A 17,935-nucleotide genomic window follows, 5' to 3' on the forward strand; every position below is an offset into this window, starting at 1 on the left:
GGGTCCGGGACGGCCGGCTCGTCAGGCCTGGGGCGGAGCGGCGAGCCAGCGGCCGTCACGGAACTCGGCGGGCAGCTCGTCCTCCCAGGGGTCGATCCCCCGGCGCTCCAGTTCGTCGAACCATCGATCCCGCTGCGACTCGGGCAGGCGCCGTCCGCACCAGGGGCAGAAGTCGATCGTGATGCTCGACGTGCCGCCGTCATGGATGATCAGCCCGTACTCCTGGAACTGGGGGCTGAAGTCGACCAGTGCGTCCGGGCAGGCGTAGGGGTCGTCGTGCTGGTCGCAGCCGACGTTCACGTGGGTCGTCATCGCCTCGCAACAGTGATCGGTCATGGCCTCGGCTTCCCGTGATCGGCGGCGTGGGCTGAAGTAGACCACGGCGGCTGGTACCCACCGCGGGCGTACTGTATGATTGATCTTGAAGCCGCCGCCGGAGAAGTCCGGGGGACGGCCGATGCGTTGGTGGTCCAAGGAAAGACGCCCCGCTTCCTGCGGGGAAATGCAGGTGCAAGGCCTGCCCGGCGCTCCACAAAGAGATCCCCGCCCCGGTCACCGGGGCGGGGATCTCTGCGTTCACGGCCGGCTTCGGGTCGTCGTCGCTCAGGTGCTGTGGCGACGCTTCGGTGAGGGCCGAACGATACAGCGGATAGCGTGCGGCGACCCGCGCGGAGGCCCCCGCGCCGACACGCCGGAGGTACCGCCCCCATGCCGGACCCATCCCTGAGGCACCAGCTCGCCGCACGCTTCCGCGAGGTCAACGGAGACCACCCGATGACCGACGCCGACGACGTCTACGTCGACACGCAGTGCGTCCCCCTGGAGGATCTGTGCGCACTCCACGGCCGCGACAGCGACGCGGTCCGCCGGCTGATGCTGGGGAGGCGGCTGCCGCTCCCGGGGTATCTGCGTTCCGACGGCACCGAGATGGTGCCCGCCGACCTCTTCGCCCTCGCCGACGCGGCGGGCGGAGTGGACCGGCTCGAAGCGTGGTTCACCGCGCACTGGTCCGATCCGGCGACCGGGAGTTCCGAGTGGAGTGCGTATCTCAGCGGGCAGTACGTCTGCCTGCACTCGGTGACCCCTGCCGCCATCCAGCGCAAGGACCTTCTGACGGCCGCGATCACCGACGCGGCGAACGCACTCGACACCGGTTCGACGCGGTCGACGGAGCGGCTGCACACCCTGATCGATGAACTCGACGCGCTGGAACCGGCCTTCACTGCCTATGACCGGCTGCGGTTCGGCGGGCCCACGTCCCGGGACACCTGCGTCACCGCGATGCGCGCCCGTTTCCCGCGCTCGCGAACCCGGTCATGACGGTGCGGGGTTCCGCACGATGGTCTTCCCGCTGTTCCGGCCGCGCAGCATGCCGAGGAACGCGTCCACGATGTGCTCGAACCCGTCGACCACCGTCTCGTCCAGAGCGAGCCGGCCGCTCTGCAGGTGCGGTACGGCGAATTCGTACAACTCGTCCTGCACGTCGAGGTAGTTGCGGACCAGGAAGCCCTCCATGCGCAGGCTCTTCTCCACGATGTCGGCGTGGTCGAAGCGGGGCACCGACCGGGTCGGGGTGTTGTACTGGCTGATCGTGCCGATCCGCACGATGCGCCCGAAGTCGCGCAACGCCCCGACCGCCGCCGCCAGTTGTTCGCCGCCGACATGGTCGACGAAGACGTCGATGCCGCTCGGCGCGGCTTTGGCGAGGAGTTCGACGGCGGGGCCCTCGTGGTGGTCGAAGACGGCGTCGTAGCCGACCTCGCGGGTGAGCCGGTCGGCCTTCGCCTTCGTGCCCGTGCTGCCCACGAGCCGCCCCGCGCCGAGCAGGCGGGCGAACCGCCCGGTGGCGGTGCCGACCCCGCCCGCGGCCGCGGACACGAACAGGTCCTCGCCCTCCTGGAGCCGGGCGATCCGGGTCAGGCCCACATAGGCAGTCAGCCCGGTGCCGCCGAGGACGCTCAGGTAGGCGGTCAGGGGCACCCCGTCGAAGCGGGGCAGCCGCCGGATCTCCTCCGGCGTCACCACGGCGAGGGTGCGCCAGCCTTTCCGGTGGAACACGACCTCGCCCTCGGTCAGGCGGGGCGTGCGCGAGGCGACGACCCGGCCGAGGGCACGGCCCTCCAGCGGTGCGTGCAGCGCGAACCCGCCGGGCAGGTCGTCCATCATCTCGCGGTGGTAGGGATCGACGGACCAGTAGAGGTTCTCCACCAGCGCGCTGCCCGCCTCGGGGACGCGGAGCGGCGACTCCACGAACGCGAAATCCGCTGCGGTGGGAAAGCCGTGGGGACGGGCGGTCTGGTGCACGGTGAGCGCGGTCTGCTGCATGACCGGGACCGTAGGACGGGAATGCCGTGCCCCGGCAGTCCGTTGGGCTCATGCGACGGCCCGTTCCATGAGCAGTTCTCATAGTGTGAGGTGAACGCCCCGTGGCCCGCTCGGCCAACTCCGACCTCGCCGCGCACGAACTGCGCGTCCTGGTGGCGGTCGCGGACAGCGGCGGCTTCTCGGCCGCGGCCGCGGCCCTCGGTCTGACCCAGTCGGCGGTCTCCCACTCGGTGCGCGGCAGCGAGCGGAAGATCGGCGCGGTCCTCTTCGCGCGCGGCCGCACCGGGGCCCGCCCCACCGCGGCGGGAAGGGTGGCCGTCGCGCACGGCCGCCGCGTGCTGCGCCTCCTGGACGCGCTGACCACCGAGGCCCGCGCGGCGGCCCGGCCCGACACCGTCGAGGGCCCGCTGCGCATCGCGGCCTTCCGCAGTGCGGCCCTGCACCTGCTGCCGCCCGTCCTTCAGCGGCTGCGCGCCCGCCATCCGCGCATCGAGCCGCAGGTGCGGATCGTGCGTGAGGTCGGGCGCGGCACCGCGGGCGAAGTGGCCGACGGGAAGGCCGACTTGGCGATCGCCACCCTGGGCGGCTCCCCGCCGCTGCCCCCGGACCTGGTCGCCGGCGCGCTCTTCGAGGAGCCGTACGCCCTGGTGCACCCGGCGGGACATCCCACCCCGCGCTCCCTGCCGTTGATCGACTGGGCCGAGAACTGCGGCTCGTACACCCGCACTTGGTGGGCCGACCAGGACTGGATCCCGAAGGCGACCGTCGAGGCCGAGGACGACGGCGCGGTCCTGTCCCTGGTGAGCGGCGGGCACGGCATGGCGATCATGCCCGCGCTCTCCCTGACGGCGGCACCGGAGTCGGTCGACATCCGCGATCTGGGCCCGGCGCGCCCGACCCGCCGGGTCGGCTACGTGACCACCGCGGAACTCGCCGCGTCCGCGGGGGTGCGTGCGCTGGTGAGGGAGCTGCGGGGCGCGGCCGGCGCGAGCTGAGCACGTCCGCGAAAAAATCCGGGAGGCGGTGTCGGATCGGGACGGTCGCGTTCGTAGCAGGGGTGAAGGCGCCCACCAGCGGGCTCCACCGAGACCGAGGAGACGCGATCATGAAGCTGACCACCATGACCCAGGTCACCGTCGACGGTGTGATGCAGGGAAACGGTCACGCGTCGGACGAGGACCGCAGGAACGGATTCGAGCGGGGCGGATGGGCCAGGGGAAAGGGCGACCACGACACCCACGCGTTCATCAACGAGACCTACCGGCGCGCCGACGCGTTCCTGCTCGGCCGGCGGACCTACGAGCTGTTCGCCGACTCGTGGGGGACCTTGACAGAACAGGACGTACCCGGCTGGGAACCCGTCCTGCGGGCGCTCAACGCGCGGCCCAAGTACGTGGCGTCGACCACGCTCACCGACCCCGGGTGGTCCGGCACCACCGTCCTGTCCGACCGGCTCGCGACCGCCGTGGCGGAGCTGAAGGCCAAGCCGGGGGGCGAGGTGCAGGTGCACGGCAGTGGCACCCTGACCCGGTGGCTGCTGGAGAACGGTCTGGTCGACGAGATGACCCTGCTCGTGGTCCCCGTCGTCCTGGGCCAGGGCGCACGCCTTTTCCCGGAGACCGGCCCGGATCTCGCGCTTCAGCTGGTCGAGTCGCGAATCGATTCGAAGGGCGTGACGATCCAGGTCTACCGCCCGGCCGGACGCCCGACCTACGCGGCGGCTTGAAGTCCCTGGCACAAGGACACGCAGGCACCCTCTCCCCCGGCAACGCACACCGCACCGCACCGCCCCGACACCAGGAGATGATCTCCCCATGCAGTATCTGGTTTCCGTGATCGACGACAAGAGCAACCCCGGCCGCACGGACCGGCAGCCCGCCATCAGCGCGTTCAACGAGCGGCTGATCGCCGAGGGCCACTGGGTCTTCGCGGGCGGACTCGCGGACACCACCACCGCCACGGTCGTCGACAACCGGGGCGAGCAGGCGGTCTTCAGCGACGGGCCGTTCGTGGAGTCCAAGGAGTACCTCGCGGGCGTGTGGGTGTGGGAGGCGCCCGATCTGGACGTGGCGCTCGGGCTCGCCACCGAGGCGTCGCGGGTCTGCGACCGGAAGATCGAGGTGCGGCCGTTCCTGTGAGCGACGTCGAGAAGGCGATCACCCGGGTGCACCAGGAGGAGTGGGCCCGCGTGGTCGCGGCGCTGACCAGGCGTTTCGGCGATCTCGACATCGCCGAGGAGGCCGCGGCGGAGGCGTTCGCGGCCGCCGTCGAGCGGTGGCCGGGCGACGGCGTGCCACCCAATCCCGGCGCCTGGCTGACCACCACCGCGAACCGCAGGGCCATCGACCGGATCCGGCGCGAGAGCAAGCGCGAGGACAAGCACAGGGAGGCCCGGACGGTGTACGACGACGACCCGCCGGAGCCCCTCGGCGCCATCGACGACGACCGGCTGCGGCTGATCTTCACCTGCTGTCACCCGGCGCTGGCGACGGAAGCCCGTCTGGCGCTGACGCTGCGCATGGTCGGCGGTCTGACCGTGGCCGAGATCGCCCGCGCCTTCCTGGTGACCGAGGCTGCCGTGGGACAGCGGATCACTCGCGCGAAGGCCAAGATCAAGGCGGCTCGCATCCCCTACCGCGTGCCGTCCGCCGAGGATCTCCCGGCACGCGTGTCGGGCGTTCTCGCCGTCCTCTATCTCGTCTTCAACGAGGGCTATCTGGCCACCGGCCCGGACTCCGGTCCCCTGCGGCACGACCTGACGGCCGAGGCGATCCGGCTCACCCGCCTGATCCGCGCGCTCCTGCCGGACGACGGTGAGGTGGCCGGGCTGCTGGCGCTGATGCTCCTCACCGAGGCCCGCCGCCCGGCCCGGGTCTCCGCGGGCGGCGAACTGGTCGCACTCGACGAGCAGGACCGCGGCTCCTGGGACGCGGCCCTGATCGCCGAGGGGCACCGGCTGGTGCGCGAGCGCCTGGCCGCTGCCGCCGCCGGGGTGGCGCCGGGTCGCTACCAGATCCTCGCCGCGATCAACGCCGTGCACACCTCCGCCCGGGACATCCGTGACACCGACTGGTCGCAGGTCCTCGCGCTCTACGACCAGCTCGTCCGTCTCGACCCCTCCCCGATCGTCGCCCTCAACCGGGCCGTGGCCGTCGCCGAGCTCGACGGCCCGGAGGTGGCCCTGGCGGCCGTCGACCGCCTCGAACCCCGGCTGGCGGGCTACCACCCCTACCACGCCACCCGCGCCGACCTGCTGCGCCGGCTGGGCCGCAGCCAGGAGTCCCGCGCGGCGTACACCAGAGCCATCGAGCTGGCGGGCAACACCGCAGAGACCGCCTACCTGACCCGCCGCCGCGACCAGCTGGGGTAGCCCCCGGGGACCAGGTGGGGCTGGGGTATGGCTTTCCCCAGGGGTGAAACGCCTGGTGGCACGATGGCTCGCGGGGACGCTCGTTGCGAGGATCGAGGGGACCGAAGCCCGCAGCGCCGTATCCGAGGGGTCCTCGTATGCGCAGTTCCCGTCTCCGTCTCGTCGCCGTCTCCCTGGCCGGGATCGTCGTCTCCGGACTCGCCCTGTCGGGCGCGGTGCCGGCCTCGGCCGCGTCCGCCACGCCGGCGCCGTCCGCGTCGCAGGCTCCCGCCGACGGCCGGACGCTCACGCTGCCCGCGCCGCGGGGCCGTTACGCCACGGGCGTCTCGACGTTCCGGCTCGTCGACGACCGGCGCGCGGACCCGTGGACGCCCGGCCGGTCGTATCGCGAGCTGATGATCAGCGTCTTCCACCCGGCGGCGCACACCGGCGGCCGGCCGTTCACGCACCAGTTCCCCGCGGCGGTGGCCGCGGCGTTCGGTCCGGCGGTCGAGCAGGGCGACGATCTGCCCGCCGGTCTGGTGGACTGGTCCGAGACCAGGACGCACTCGGTGCGGGACGCCGCGACGGCGCCGGGCCGCTTCCCTGTCGTCCTGTACTCGCCCGGCGCCGGGGACCCCCGGGACTGGAACGTGTCGCTGGTCGAGGACCTCGCCTCACGCGGTTACGTGGTGATCACCGTCGACCACACCGGGGAGGCCCCGGCCACGCAGTTCCCGGACGGCCACGTGGTCGGCAACCAGCCGATGCTGGCGGCCTGGGCCCAGGCGTACCGGGACGGCACCACACCGGCGTTCTTCACGAAGCTGATGGACGCGCGCACGGCCGACACCCGACTGGTGCTGGACCGGATGGCAGGCCTGCCGCACCGGCTGACCGCCGCCATGGACCCGCACCGGATCGGCATGTTCGGGCACTCCGGCGGCGGGTTCACCGCGGCGAGCACGATGTACGGCGATCCGCGGATCACGGCCGGTATCGACATGGACGGCACCCTGGCGTACTCCTCCGAGCCCGACGGCAGCAACCTGAGCGAGGTCGCGCTGCACGGACTGGACCGGCCGTTCCTGCTGATGGGCAGCAGCTCCGCGGACGGCGGGAGCGACGTGCGCCGCGAGCCCTCCTGGGCGTCGTTCTGGCGGCACCAGCGAGGCTGGAAGGCCGACGTCACGCTCGACGACTCCGTGCACGCGTCGTTCACCGACGCCGAGGCGCTGCTGCCGCAACTCGCCGACCGGGTCCCCGCGGCGACGCTGGCCGCCGCGGTCGGCACCGTCGACCCGCACCGGGCCGTGTCGGCGAACCGGGCGCTGGTGTCCTCGTTCTTCGACCGGTTCCTGAAGGGCCGCGACGACCACCTGCTGGACGGTGGTCCGTCGCGGTACCCGATCAGCTTCGTGCGGTAGCCCGGTTCCCCGCGCGGGGTGGCCGGACCGGGGGCGAATCCGGCCCTACTCGTCGTACGTGACCGTGATCGGCGCCCGCACCGTCTGGCGTGGCAGGGTGATCGTGAGGGTGTCGGTGGCGCTGTTCCAGTGGTAGGCGGACGCGGCCAGGCGGGTGCCGGCCGCGGTCACCGCGGTGGGGGCGTGGGCCGTGCCCAGTAGGGACAGGGTCCACCGGCGCGCGGTGACCTGGCCGTGGAACGAGCCCCGCGCCGGGCCGATCGTCACGGTGTGACGCGAGCCCTCGGCGCCGTAGCGGATGGTCGTGGTGGCGCTGTGCCCCTTGCGGCCGGTCGTCGCCCCGTCGTCCTCGTAGAGGTGGTACGTCCCCGGGGCGCCGGTGGCGACGGTCAGGGTGACGTCCGTCAGCGGGGCCTTGTCGGCGGCGGCGACGTCGTGGGTGCGGGTCGGGAGGATGCCGCCGGCCTTGAGGAACACGGGCATCGTGTCCAGGCCGGTGGTGATGTCCTGGGTGGTTCCGCCCTCGTACGTCTTCCCGGTGAAGTAGTCCGTCCACCGGCCGGGCGGGAACCACACCGAGGTGGTCGCGGTCGTGCCCGGCGTCGTCACCGGGGCGACCAGGACGTCGGAGCCGTAGAAGTACTCGCTGTCCGCGGTGGCGTACGCCTGGGCCTCGTCCGGGTACTCCAGGTAGGTGGCCCGGACGACCGGCACTCCGGTGCGGTTCGCCTCCTCGGCCAGCGAGTACGTGTAAGGCAGCAGGTTCTCGCGGAGGTTGAGGAACGCGTCGGCCGACGCGCGCGCCTGGTCGCCGTACTGCCAGGGCAGCCGGTCGCTGTGGTTGCTGTGCAGGCGGTCGATCGGCTGGAAGGTGCCGAACTGCACCCAGCGGGCGTACAGGTCGTCGGGCAGCTTGTGCGTGGTGCGGGTCTGCCCGCCGTCCGTGTAAGTCTCCGAACCGGTCAGTCCCGTCGTGTCGTTGTGGCCGCCGATGTCATGGGTGACGGCCGACATTCCGGTCGCCGCCGACTCCCCCGGCGTGTAGCCGACCTCCAGCTTCAGGGTGCCCCAGGTGGAGGAGGTGTCGCCGGTGAAGTGCACGGTGGTGCGCTTGTCCGCCCACGGCCCGGTCGGCAGCGCCTGCTGGCCGCTGTATCCGCCGGCCTGGAGGGAGCCGTAGGCACGGGAGAGGACGAAGCCGCGGCCGAGGCTGCCGCCGGTGAGGGTGGCGTAGTGCTGGTTGATCCACGCGTCCGGCGTGACGCCCGGCAGCGACGACTGCGAGGAGTCGCAGCACCAGTCGAGCCACCAGAAGTCGTTGCCCTGCTCGTCCATGGTCCGGTGCAGGTCCAGGTAGGCCTTCAGTTGGTCGGGGTCGCCGAAGTCGAAGGTGTAGCAGTCGTCGCCGGTCGAGGCAGCGGAGGCACAACCGCCTTTCGTGAGCTTGCCCTTGGCAGTGGCCTGCGCCTGGGCGAACTGGGGATCGGAGGCGAGGATGCTCGGGTGCACGTTGAGGGTGTTGTGCAGACCCTGCGCCGTGGACCAGTCGAAGAACCCCTTCGGGTCGGGGTACTTGCCCGGGTCCATCTCCCAACCGCTCCAGGTGTTCCCGGCCTTGAAGTCGGTGTCGGTCACCAGCACGTCCAGCGGGACGCCTTCGGACCGGAACGCGGGCAGGATGGTGTCCTCGTAGTCGGCCGCGGTGCGGTCGATGTACTCCGAGTACCACACGCCGTAGGCCCACTCGGGCAGCAGCGCGGACGGGCCGGTCAGCGTGGCGAGGTCGGTGAGGCCCCGCCGGTAGTCGTGGCCGTAGCCGAAGACGTAGCCGTCCTGGTAGGGCGCGCCGCCGTGCCCGGGGCGGGGGGTCGCTGTGCGTGTCCCGGTGTCGTAGAGCGCCGAGGGCGTGTCGTCCAGCAGGTACCAGCCGTCCTTGTGGAGCAGGCCGGGGGTGGTGGCGGGGGCGTCGCCGTTGCCGGTCACGCCGTCCAGGCCGCGGCGGTAGCCGCCGAGGGCGAGGTGCGGCTGCGGTACCGCGGCGCCGGTGGGCGCGACCGAGACGGTGTCCAGGTTGATGTGGCAGCTCGCCGCGTCGGGGCAGCCGAGGGTGACGTCGCTGTCGCCCGCCTTCAGGGTCACGGGCACGGTGGCGGTCTGCCAGTCGTTCCAGTCCTTGGTGGCCGGCAGGGTCAGGGTCTCGGTGCCGGCGCCCGTCGAGACCGAGGCGGTGCGGGTCCGGTGCAGGCCGTCGGAGCCCGTGCCGTCGGCGTAGCGCACGGCCAGGGTGTAGGTGCCGTCGGCGGGCACGGAGACCAGGTGGGTGGTCAGGCTCGATCCCTGGTTCAGCTCGGCGACGAACCCGCTGCCCGCGTAGCCCTGGTGGTCGGTGGCCGTGGTGGCGGTTCCCTCGATGCGTCCGGCCTCCGCCTCGCAGCTCGTGCCGAGCAGGCAGCCGGTGACGGCCGTGGTCGACACGGGCGGGTAGGGATCGCCGGGGTGTACGAGTGCCACGCTGTCGAGGTTGACGTTGCCGCTGTCGGCGGCGGTGCGGGTGAGCGCGATCGTGTGGTGGCCCGCGCCGAGTGAGAGGCTCGCGGTGGCGAGCTTCCAGGTGTTCCAGTCGGCGGTGGTCGGCAGGGTCAGCGTCTGCCGCGCGCCGCCGTCGACGGAGAGGGTCAGCGTCCGGCTCTGGTTCTTGCCGTCGCCGCCGACGGAGTTGGCGTAGCGCAGGTCGAACTGGTAGGTGCCGGCGCTGTCGACATCGATGTCGGCGGTCGCCGAAGCGCCGGTCGCGGTGAAGCCCGCGACGAAGCCGGTACCGGTCCGGCCGGTGTGGTCGGACGCGACGGACACGCCGTCGAGCCGCAGGCCCTCGGCCTCGCACAACTCGCCCACCGCGCAGGTCAGTCGCTGCCAGGGAGCCGCGGTCACCGGGTCGTCGCCCGCCGTCAGGCGCACCGAGAGGTTCCGGGCGTCGAACGGCCCGGAGCCGATCTTGTAGCGCAGGGTCAGCGCGCTCGTGGTCAGGGTCAGCCAGCCGTCGGCGGTGCGGGCGGTGTAGGAGGCCGGGGTGAAGCCGTCGCGGCCGACGGCGTTGAAGGTGGGGGCGTCGGTGAACGCGTGGTCGCCCGCGTACTCGGTGCGGATCAGTGTCGGGGAGAGCACCTCGAAGCGGGCGTCGCCGGAGGTGACCGTCGGGACGCGGTGGCTGTGCCGTGTCCCGCCCGCCGGGGCGGGGGCGGCACCCGTGATCGTCATGGCGGCGGCTACGGCCAGGGCGACGGCCGCGCCCGTGCGGCGCCCTGGGCCTCTGCGCCGTCGTCTCCTCGCGACACGTGCCGTGCCGTGCTCGCCCGTTGTGCGTGTCGTGCCGCGTTTCCCCGGTGCGCGTGTCATGCCGACTCCTTGTCCTTCGGATGGTCAGTCCGTCAGGTGCGGAAAACGGAACTCGGTGCGGGTGCGGTACTCCTCGCCCGGCCGCAGGACCGTGCTCGGGTACTCCGGCCGGTTCGGCGAGTCGGGGAAGTGCTGGGTCTCCAGGCATACGGCGCCATGGCGTTCGTAGGGCTTGGCGTCGGCTCCGGCGAGCGAGCCGTCGAGGGTGTTGCCGGTGTAGACCTGGATGCCCGGCTCGGTGGTCCACACCTCCATGCGCCGCCCGCTGCCCGGGTCGCCGAGCACGGCGGCGCGGCGCAGCCTGTCCGGCGCCCGGGCGGGGGCGAGCACCCAGCAGTGGTCGTAGCCCCCGGCGTCGGTCAACTGCGCGTCGTCCTCGTCGATGCGGTCGCCGATCGGACGCGCGGTGCGGAAGTCGAAGGGGGTGCCCGCGACGGGCGCGGCGGGCCCGAGCGGGATCGCCTCGGGGCTCACCGGGAGGTAGGCGTCGGCGTCCAGCTCCAGGGTGTGCCCGAGCACGTCGCCGTGGCCGGCTCCGGCGAGGTTGAAGTAGGAGTGGTTGGTCAGGTTCACGACGGTCGCCCGGTCGGTGCGCGCCCGGTAGTCGACGGCCAGGGTGCCGCGCCGGTCGAGGCTGTAGGTGACCTGGACGTCCAGGGTGCCGGGGAACCCCATGTCGCCGTGGACACTGCGCAGTTGCAGGCTGAGGGCGGCGAGCCGGTCGCTGTTGGCGGTGGCCGGGGCGCCCGTCCACAGGCGCCGGTCGAAGCCGTCCGGGCCGCCGTGCAGGGCGTGACCGCGGTCGGTGACGGGCACGCGGTGGGGCTCCGCGTCGAGGGTGAACGCGCCGTGGGCGATGCGGTTGGCGTAGCGGCCGACGAGCGCGCCGAGGAAGGGGTGGGGTTCGGCGTACCGCTCCATGCCGGACAGTCCGAGCACGATGTCGCCGGCGTCTCCGGACCGGTCCGGCACCCGCAGTCCGGCCACGATGCCGCCGTAGGTGAGCACGTCGGCGCTGACTCCGTTGCCGGAGGTGAGCCGCCAGCGCTGCACCGGTCTGCCGTCGGGCGCGGTGCCGAACGGTGTGCCGGTCAGGGTGCAGTGGGACATCGACATCCTCGTCCTCGGTCGTCGGAGGTGTACGGTGGGTGCGCTCGGGGACTGCACGACGGCGGCGCCGCGGGTGCCGCACGGCACCGGCGTCGAAAGGAGGGTGTGGCCGGGCGGGTCAGGCCCGGCGGATCGCGGTGGACTCGCGCACGATCAGCCGGTAGCCGGGCTGGATCAGCCGCGGCCCCAGCGGTGTGCCGGTGCCCCGGGCGGCGATCCGCTCCACCAGGCAGTCCACGGCGAGGCGGGCGATGTCGCCCTTGTCCGGTGCGACGGTGCTCAGCGAGACCGCCCCGTAGCGCCCCTCCTCGATGTCGTCGAAGCCGACCACCGCGACGTCCTCGGGCACCCGCAGGCCGCGTTCGACGAGGGTGCGCATGGCGCCGAGCGCGATCAGGTCGTTGTACGCGAAGACGGCGTCGGGGCGCTGGTCGCGGTCGAGCAGATCGGCCATGGCGGCGGCGCCGTCGGACCGGTCGTAGCCCTGGGTGGCCACCACCAGGGACTCGTCGGGGACCAGTCCGGCCGCGGTGAAGGCCTCGCGCCAGCCGCGCAGGCGCAGGTGGGCCGGCTGGCGGACGCTCTCGTGGCGGGCGCCGAGGAAGGCCACCCGGCGCCGGCCGAGGTCGAGCAGGTGGCGCACCGCGATCCGGGCGGCCCCCACGTTGTCGATCATGATGTGGTCGTACGGCCCCTCGTACTCGCGCTCGCCGAGCAGGACCATGGGCGGGCCCTCGGGCCGTTCCAGCAGGTCGCTGCGTTCGAGTCCGATCGGGCTGAGGATCAGGCCGTCGATGACGTGCGAGCGGAAGCCCTGCGAGACCACCAGCTCCTTCTCCCGCAGCCCGGCGGTGTGGTCGAGCAGCACGGTGAGGTCGTGCCGGGCGGCCGCGTCGATCACGGCGCCGGCGACCTCCGCGAAGTAGGGATTGCCCAGTTCGGGGATGGCCAGGGTGATCAGACCGGTGCGCCCCTTGCGCAGGTGACGCGCGGTCAGGTTGGGGCGGTAGCCCAGTTCGTCGATGGCGCGCTGGACCCGGTCGCGGGTCTGGGGGGTCACGTGCGGGTAGTCGTTGACGACGTTCGAAACGGTCTTCACCGACACGCCGGCGCGCAGCGCGACATCCTTGAGGCTGACGCCCACGGCGATCCTTTCTCGGAGACGGAGGGTGGTCCGGCCGTCGGCCGGAGTCGGTGGGGGGTGCTCATTCCAGCTGCTGGGTGCGGCTGAGCAGGGCCTGCATCAGAACTACCACAGCCAGAAACGCCCCGTTCACCGTGTCGGTGAAGGCGGAGCCGTACTGCGAGAAGTAGTGGTCGATGAGGTTGTGGATGACCGCGAGCAGCAGGACGCCGCTGACGGTGCCGCCGACCGAGCCGCTGCCTCCGGTGAGCAGGGTGCCGCCGATGACCACCGAGGCGATGGCGGTCAGTTCGTAGCCGACGCCGAGAGTGGTCACACCGGAGCCGAGGCGTGCGCCGCCGAGCGCGCCGGCCGCCGCGGCGAGCGTGCCGGAGAGCAGATAGACCAGGACCTTCGCGCGGGCGACGGGCAGGCCGAGCAGCAGCGCCGCGTTCTCGTTGCCGCCCATCGCGGTGAGGGTGGCGCCGAAGCCGGTGCGGTGCAGCAGCAGGGCGCCCAGCGCGAAGAGCGCGGCCACGATCAGTACCGGGGTCCAGGTGCCGGCGCCGAGCGAGCGGAAGGCGGAGTGCTGGGGCACGAGGTAGGTGGTGGCGCCTTCGTCGGTCACGGCCTGGAGCAGGCCGCGCAGTCCCAGCAGTCCGACCAGGCTCACGATGAACGGCGCCATGCGGGCACGGGCGACGAGCAGTCCCTGGACGGTTCCCCAGGCGGCGCCGACGGCCAGGGGCAGCAGGATCGCGAGCCAGGTGCCGTGGGTGGAGCCGTACGCCCCGAGCACTCCCCCGAGGGCGTACATGGATCCGACGGACAGGTCGATGCCGCCGGTCATGATGACGAAGGTCATGCCGAGGGCCAGCAGCCACACGAACGCGTTGTTGCCGAGGATGCTGCTGATGTTGGACCAGGTCGGGAAGGTCGACGAGGTCGCGGAGGCGATGGCGACCACCAGCACCAGCACGGCCAGCGCGCCGCGCCGCTGGATCTGCGGGGCGATCCGCTCGCCGAGGGTGAGCGGCGAGGCGTCCGCCGCGGTCCGCGCGGGGGTCGTCAGGGCGGTGGAGGTCATCGGGTACCACGCTCCTGGGAGGCGTACACGGCGAAGCAGATGATGGCGGCCTCGACGATCTGGGTGTACGACGTGTGCACGTTGTGCTGGGTGAGCACGGCGGTGATCAGCTGCATGAACAGCGCTCCGGCGACGGTGCCGAGCACCCGGACCCGGCCGCCCGACAGCGGGGTGCCGCCGACGACGACCGCGGTGATGGCGTTGAGCTCCATGTTCAGGCCCTGGTTGGCCGGGTCGGCCTCGGCGCCGTGGCCGACGACGAGGACACCGGCCAGTGCGGCGAGCACCCCGGAGATGACGTACACGGTGATCAGGACGCGCCGCACCGGCAGCCCGGACAGCCAGCCGGCCCGCCGGTTGTCGCCGACGGCCACCAACTGCCTGCCGAAGGTGGTACGGCGCACCAGCAGGCCGGTGAGCAGCGCGCACACCGCGGCGATCCACGCCATCTCGGGGATCCCGGCGACGGTGCGCGAGCCGAGGGCGAGGACGCCGGACTGGGTGACGGCCTTGGCGGAGTTGCCGTTGACGATCTCGGCCAGGCCGCGCACGCCGATCATCAGCGACAGGGTGGCCACGATGGGCTGGATCCGGGCGAAGGCGACCATCGCGCCACCGACCGCGCCGGAGGCCGCGCCGAGCAGCAGGGCGGCGAGGAGGACCCCGCCGAGTCCGTAGCCGGCGTACAGCGGCACGACGGAGGCGGCCAGCGCGATGACGGCGCCGACCGACAGGTCGATGCCCTCGGTGCCGATGACCAGCGCCATGCCCAGCGCGACCAGGAGGGTGGGGGCGAGCTGGAAGAGCTGGACGCGGATGTTGCTCATCTCGACGAACGAGGTGTCCAGGCCGACGGCGACCAGGAACAGCACGACCAGCGCGGCGTAGACGCCGTACTCCTGGAGCAGGCGCAGCATGCGGGTCCGGTCGGCGGTGAGGCCGCTCCACGCGAGGGTGTTCGTACTCATCCGTGGTTCTCCTTCACGGGGGCCGGGTCCTCGGCCGCGGGCTCCGGTGGTTCGTGGGGCGCGGGAGGTTCGCCGGCGCCGGACTCGGCGGGGTCGGGGGACGCCCGCCGTTCGCCGGCCTCGGCGGGCTCGGGCGCCGTACGTCGTTCACCCGGCCCGGCCGGATCGTCCGGCGCGCGCTCCTGTGCCGCCCCGGCCAGCGTGCCGAGCAGGCCCTCCTCGGTGACCTCGTCGCCCGCGAGGTGCCCGACGACGCGGCCGTCCTTGAGGACCACGACACGGTCCGAGCCCTCGATCAGCTCCTCAAGGTCGGAGGAGATGAGCAGCACGCCCAGGCCGTCCCCGGCGAGTTCGTCGATCAGCGCCTGCACCTCGGTCTTGGCGCCGACGTCGATGCCCCGGGTCGGCTCGTCGAGCAGCAGCACCTTGGGGCCCAGGCACAGCCATCGGGCGAGCAGTACCTTCTGCTGGTTGCCGCCGGACAGGTCGCCGACCCGCTGGTCGGGGCTCGACGCCTTGATCCGCAGCCGCTTCATGAAGAAGTCGACGACCTCGTCCTGCTTGGCCTGGGAGACCACGCCCGCGCGCGAGAGGCGGGGCAGCGCGGCGATCGAGATGTTCTCGCGCACCGACAGGCTGGGGATGATGCCCTCGAGCTTGCGGTCCTCGGGAAGCATGACGACGCCGTTGCGGATGGCCGCGGCGGGGCTGCGCCGGTGCAGGGTCTCTCCCTCGACCTCGACGGAGCCGGCCTCGGTGGGCAGCGCGCCGACGATCGCCTTGGCGGTCTCGCTGCGGCCCGCCCCCAGCAGGCCGCCGAGGCCGACGACCTCGCCGGGGCGGATGTCCAGGGAGACGTCGTACAGGCGGTGACGCACCGACAGATTCCTTGCCCGCAGGACGGGTTGGCCTTCGCTGTGGTCGTGGCGCGCGGTGTCGAAGGCGGTGGTGCCCTTGTCCCGGACGGTGGCCATCTCCCGGCCCAGCATCAGCGAGACCAGGCGGAGTTGTTCGAGGCCGGCCATGTCGCCGGTGTGCACGACCGCGCCGTCGCGCAGCACGGTGACGCGGTCGCAGACGGCGTAGAGCTCGTCGAGCCGATGGCTGACGTAGACCACCGCGATGCCCTGTTCCTTCAGGCCGCGGATGACGGAGAAGAGGGTGTCCACCTCGCGTGGTTCCAGCGAGGAGGTGGGCTCGTCCATGATGACCACCCGCGCCTCGATCTGCACCGCGCGGGCCAGCGCCACCATCTGCTGGGCGCCCAGTCCCAGGGTGCGCAGGGGGCGGGTGACGTCGACGTGGACGCCGTAGCGGCCGAGCACCCGGACGGCCTCGCGGTTCATCCGGGCGACGTCGACGAGCCCGAAACGGCGCGGTTCGCGGCCGAGGTACAGATTGCGCGCCACGGACATCAGGGGGACGAGGTTGACCTCCTGGTAGATGGTGGAGATCCCGGCCGCCTGAGCCTCCAGCGGGTTGCGGAAGGCCGCCGGGCGGCCGTCGAGGCGTACCGTGCCGGAGTCCGGCCGGTGGACGCCGGTCATCACCTTGATGAGCGTGGACTTGCCCGCGCCGTTCTCGCCGATGAGCGCGTGCACCTCGGCGGGGCGCAACGCGAAGTCGACGTCGCGCAGGGCGTGCACGCCGGCGAAGCTCTTGTTCACCCCGCCGACGTCCAGGACGAGATCGCCACGGGGATCGGGGGCCTGCTCGGCCACGTCTAGCCTCCTCATACGGAACTGCCGGGTGCGGTGACGCCTCACGGCCGCAGGTGCGCGACGTCCGGTGGCCGCGGAAGCGGTGTCTTCCGCGGCCACCGGACCGGGTGCCGCGCCGGCCGGGATCCGGCCCTCACGCGAACCTCGACGGGCGCGGCACGGACGGGGGACCGGTCAGTACACCAGGCCCTGGGAGAGTGCCTGCTTGGCGTTGTCGGCCGTGAAGTGGCCGTCCTTGATGATCACCTTGGGCTGAACGCCGGTGGTGCCGTAGAAGTCCTGGAGGGACTGGAAGGCCAGCGGGCCGAACCGCGGGTTGGTCTCGATGTCGGCGACCGCGAGGCCGTCGGCGACGTCCTGGACCATCTGCTGGATGCCGTCGATGGTGACGATCTTGACGTCCTTGCCGGGCGTCTTGCCGGCCGACTTGATGGCCTGGATGGCGCCGAGGGCCATCTCGTCGTTCTCGGCGTAGACCGCGTCGATGTCGGGGTGCGCCTGGAGCAGCTGCTCCATCACCTTCTGGCCGTCGGCCTGGGCGAAGTTGCCGGTCTGCGAGGCGACGATCTTGACGTTCGGGTACTTGGCCTTGACCTGGTCCTGGAAGCCCTTGGTGCGGTCGGTGGTGACGTTGTTGCCGGGACTGCCGGTGAGGATCGCCACGTGCGCCTTGCTGTTGGCGGCGGCGAGGTCGTCGGCGGCGATCTGGGCCTGACCGTAGAAGTTCGAGCCGATGAAGGCGATGTAGTCGGTGCAGGCGGTGCCGGTGACGGTGCGGTCGATCGTGAGGACCGGGATCTTCTTGGCCTTGGCCTTGGCGAGCGCGGGGCCGAGGCCGTCGGAGTTCTCCGGGGCCACGATCAGGACCTTGGCGCCCTGCGCGATCATGTCCTCGATCTGCGAGTTCTGCGTGTTGACGTCGGCGTTGGCGTTGCGCTGGATGAGCTTGACGCCGAGCTTCTTGGCCTGGTCGGTGATGCTCTTGGTCTCGGTGGCCCGGAAGGGGTTGCTGGTCGACTCCGACTGCGAGAAGCCGACCACGGTCTTACCGTCGGTGATGTCGAGCTTCGGGACACCACCGCCGTACGTCTGGTACGTGCAGCCCGGCCCGGTGGCGGAGGCGCTGGGCGAGGCGACCTGCTGGGCGGCCGCGGTGTTGTCGGCGGACTTGCCCGAGGACGAGTCGTCGCCGGAGTTGGTGCAGGCGGTCGCGGACAGGCACAGGCCGGCGGTCACCACCGCGGCGGACACAGCCTTGGCCCGGAAGAAGGAGTACATGCGCCGATCACATCCTCGTCGGAAACGGTCAGGAAGTGCGGAGTTCTGGATGTACGCAGAGGGGAAAACCGGCCGGGCGGGCTTGTGGGGCGACCTGGCCTGACGGGTTCGTACAACGTTGCAGAGGGAACAGTGGAGGAAGCCCGGGAAC

The 17,935-nt window shown here is 72.1% G+C and carries 15 protein-coding genes; 6 read left to right on the forward strand and 9 right to left on the reverse strand.

Translation table 11 applies throughout. The features are described from left to right. Nucleotides 1–21: 21 nt before the first annotated feature. On the reverse strand, nucleotides 22–336 hold the full coding sequence (locus tag WN71_RS31825) for a DUF6980 family protein (RefSeq protein ID WP_046583795.1): 315 nt from the start codon (nucleotides 334–336) through the stop codon (nucleotides 22–24). 372 nt (nucleotides 337–708) lie between these two features. Between WN71_RS31825 and WN71_RS31830 the strand changes: the two genes are divergently transcribed. Then, entirely contained in the window at nucleotides 709–1,320 is a 612-nt protein-coding gene (locus tag WN71_RS31830; RefSeq protein WP_046583794.1) for a DUF6058 family natural product biosynthesis protein, read from the forward strand. Here the strand turns inward: WN71_RS31830 and WN71_RS31835 are convergent. Further along, nucleotides 1,315–2,325 carry an NADP-dependent oxidoreductase gene (locus WN71_RS31835; RefSeq protein ID WP_046583793.1) on the reverse strand — a complete coding sequence of 337 codons (1,011 nt, stop codon included), beginning with the start codon at nucleotides 2,323–2,325 and terminating at the stop codon, nucleotides 1,315–1,317. The two genes, WN71_RS31830 and WN71_RS31835, sit on opposite strands and share 6 nt — an antisense overlap. A gap of 101 nt (nucleotides 2,326–2,426) precedes the next feature. Between WN71_RS31835 and WN71_RS31840 the strand changes: the two genes are divergently transcribed. The 5 genes from WN71_RS31840 to WN71_RS31860 all read left to right on the forward strand — a co-directional run bounded on the left by WN71_RS31840 (nucleotide 2,427) and on the right by WN71_RS31860 (nucleotide 7,101). Further along, nucleotides 2,427–3,320 carry a LysR family transcriptional regulator gene (locus tag WN71_RS31840; protein ID WP_046583792.1) on the forward strand — a complete coding sequence of 298 codons (894 nt, stop codon included), beginning with the start codon at nucleotides 2,427–2,429 and terminating at the stop codon, nucleotides 3,318–3,320. 110 nt (nucleotides 3,321–3,430) lie between these two features. Then, the gene (locus tag WN71_RS31845; protein ID WP_046583791.1) at nucleotides 3,431–4,051 is read left to right on the forward strand and encodes a dihydrofolate reductase family protein; all 621 of its coding nucleotides are present in this window, start codon (nucleotides 3,431–3,433) and stop codon (nucleotides 4,049–4,051) included. A gap of 88 nt (nucleotides 4,052–4,139) precedes the next feature. After that, entirely contained in the window at nucleotides 4,140–4,463 is a 324-nt protein-coding gene (locus WN71_RS31850; protein WP_046593098.1) for a YciI family protein, read from the forward strand. Continuing rightward, nucleotides 4,460–5,695 (forward strand): RNA polymerase sigma factor, encoded by a 1,236-nt coding sequence (locus WN71_RS31855; RefSeq protein ID WP_071369899.1) that lies wholly within the window; start codon nucleotides 4,460–4,462, stop codon nucleotides 5,693–5,695. The genes WN71_RS31850 and WN71_RS31855 overlap by 4 nt, the downstream gene beginning before the upstream one ends. A gap of 137 nt (nucleotides 5,696–5,832) precedes the next feature. Next, nucleotides 5,833–7,101, forward strand: coding sequence for an alpha/beta hydrolase family protein (locus WN71_RS31860; protein ID WP_052743252.1), 1,269 nt, complete (start codon nucleotides 5,833–5,835; stop codon nucleotides 7,099–7,101). 45 nt (nucleotides 7,102–7,146) lie between these two features. Here the strand turns inward: WN71_RS31860 and WN71_RS31865 are convergent, their stop codons facing one another. From WN71_RS31865 to WN71_RS31895, 7 genes are all read right to left on the reverse strand, one after another. Beyond that, nucleotides 7,147–10,359: a TIM-barrel domain-containing protein gene (locus WN71_RS31865; protein WP_046592762.1), complete on the reverse strand. Its 3,213-nt coding sequence runs from the start codon at nucleotides 10,357–10,359 to the stop codon at nucleotides 7,147–7,149. Between the two features lie 162 nt (nucleotides 10,360–10,521). Next, nucleotides 10,522–11,607, reverse strand: coding sequence for an aldose epimerase family protein (locus tag WN71_RS31870; protein WP_046592779.1), 1,086 nt, complete (start codon nucleotides 11,605–11,607; stop codon nucleotides 10,522–10,524). 118 nt (nucleotides 11,608–11,725) lie between these two features. Further along, nucleotides 11,726–12,751 carry a LacI family DNA-binding transcriptional regulator gene (locus tag WN71_RS31875; RefSeq protein ID WP_046592763.1) on the reverse strand — a complete coding sequence of 342 codons (1,026 nt, stop codon included), beginning with the start codon at nucleotides 12,749–12,751 and terminating at the stop codon, nucleotides 11,726–11,728. Nucleotides 12,752–12,812: 61 nt separating this feature from the next. Beyond that, on the reverse strand, nucleotides 12,813–13,817 hold the full coding sequence (locus tag WN71_RS31880) for an ABC transporter permease (protein WP_046592764.1): 1,005 nt from the start codon (nucleotides 13,815–13,817) through the stop codon (nucleotides 12,813–12,815). Beyond that, nucleotides 13,814–14,785, reverse strand: a complete 972-nt coding sequence (locus tag WN71_RS31885; RefSeq protein ID WP_046592765.1) for an ABC transporter permease — start codon at nucleotides 14,783–14,785, stop codon at nucleotides 13,814–13,816. The genes WN71_RS31880 and WN71_RS31885 overlap by 4 nt, the downstream gene beginning before the upstream one ends. After that, nucleotides 14,782–16,521, reverse strand: coding sequence for a sugar ABC transporter ATP-binding protein (locus WN71_RS31890; RefSeq protein WP_079178258.1), 1,740 nt, complete (start codon nucleotides 16,519–16,521; stop codon nucleotides 14,782–14,784). Before WN71_RS31890 ends, WN71_RS31885 begins: the two co-directional genes overlap by 4 nt. A 159-nt stretch (nucleotides 16,522–16,680) precedes the next feature. Beyond that, the gene (locus tag WN71_RS31895) at nucleotides 16,681–17,784 is read right to left on the reverse strand and encodes an ABC transporter substrate-binding protein (protein ID WP_046592766.1); all 1,104 of its coding nucleotides are present in this window, start codon (nucleotides 17,782–17,784) and stop codon (nucleotides 16,681–16,683) included. Nucleotides 17,785–17,935: the final 151 nt, after the last annotated feature.

The organism is Streptomyces mangrovisoli (assembly GCF_000974985.2).
GTDB classification, from domain to species: Bacteria; Actinomycetota; Actinomycetes; order Streptomycetales; family Streptomycetaceae; genus Streptomyces; species Streptomyces mangrovisoli.

Bases quoted from the DNA above. Each gene is read 5' to 3' on its own strand.
- WN71_RS31845 (WP_046583791.1), top strand. From the start codon at position 3,431: ATGAAGCTGACCACCATGACCCAGGTCACCGTCGACGGTGTGATGCAG.
- WN71_RS31895 (WP_046592766.1), bottom strand. From the start codon at position 17,784: ATGTACTCCTTCTTCCGGGCCAAGGCTGTGTCCGCCGCGGTGGTGACC.
- WN71_RS31830 (WP_046583794.1), top strand. From the start codon at position 709: ATGCCGGACCCATCCCTGAGGCACCAGCTCGCCGCACGCTTCCGCGAG.
- WN71_RS31890 (WP_079178258.1), bottom strand. From the start codon at position 16,521: ATGAGGAGGCTAGACGTGGCCGAGCAGGCCCCCGATCCCCGTGGCGAT.
- WN71_RS31850 (WP_046593098.1), top strand. From the start codon at position 4,140: ATGCAGTATCTGGTTTCCGTGATCGACGACAAGAGCAACCCCGGCCGC.
- WN71_RS31860 (WP_052743252.1), top strand. From the start codon at position 5,833: ATGCGCAGTTCCCGTCTCCGTCTCGTCGCCGTCTCCCTGGCCGGGATC.
- WN71_RS31885 (WP_046592765.1), bottom strand. From the start codon at position 14,785: ATGAGTACGAACACCCTCGCGTGGAGCGGCCTCACCGCCGACCGGACC.
- WN71_RS31865 (WP_046592762.1), bottom strand. From the start codon at position 10,359: ATGACGATCACGGGTGCCGCCCCCGCCCCGGCGGGCGGGACACGGCAC.
- WN71_RS31880 (WP_046592764.1), bottom strand. From the start codon at position 13,817: ATGACCTCCACCGCCCTGACGACCCCCGCGCGGACCGCGGCGGACGCC.
- WN71_RS31870 (WP_046592779.1), bottom strand. From the start codon at position 11,607: ATGTCCCACTGCACCCTGACCGGCACACCGTTCGGCACCGCGCCCGAC.
- WN71_RS31825 (WP_046583795.1), bottom strand. From the start codon at position 336: ATGACCGATCACTGTTGCGAGGCGATGACGACCCACGTGAACGTCGGC.
- WN71_RS31835 (WP_046583793.1), bottom strand. From the start codon at position 2,325: ATGCAGCAGACCGCGCTCACCGTGCACCAGACCGCCCGTCCCCACGGC.